General features: G+C 78.0%; 1 protein-coding gene. It reads right to left on the minus strand.

From position 1 onward, the window contains the following. Positions 1-74 precede the first annotated feature (74 nt). Positions 75-590: phenylalanine--tRNA ligase subunit beta-related protein (locus ACYVE9_RS25060; protein WP_461030174.1), on the minus strand; the 516-nt coding region annotated here is incomplete at its 5' end.

The raw sequence follows: 590 nt of genomic DNA on the forward strand, positions 1-590 counted from the left end.
CCCCCCCCCCCCCGGGGCCCTGGGGCCGGGACGACGACCGGGTACGGTCCGTGACCCCCGACGCGGCCGAGGCCTCAGGCGCCGCGCAGTTCGGCCCCCGTACGGCTGACGGCGGCGGCCACCGCGGCCTCCCGGGCGGTCGTGGCCTCCTCGGCCGTCAGCGTCCGGTCGGCGGCGCGGAACCGCAACGCGTACGCCAGCGAGCGGCGTCCGGCACCGAGCTGGTCGCCGGTGAAGACGTCGAACAGCCGCACCGACTCCAGCAGCTCTCCCGCGCCCTCGCGCAGCGCCGCCTCCACTTCGGCGGCCGGCACCGCCGTGTCGACGACGAGCGCCACGTCCTGGGTGGCCACGGGGAAGGTGGCCACCGTCGGTGCCGCCACCGGGCCGGTGCCGGCCCGCTCCACGGCGTCCAGGTCCAGTTCCATGGCGCAGCTGCGGGCCGGCAGGCCGAACGCCTTGATGACGCGCGGGTGCAGTTCACCGGCGTGCCCGACCACTCGCCGCTCGCCGTCCACGGTCACCGCCAGCTCGGCGCACCGCCCTGGGTGCCAGCTGCGGTGGGCGCCCTGGCCGACCTCCAGCTGGGC

The sequence above is a fragment of the Streptomyces sparsus genome (assembly GCF_054776295.1).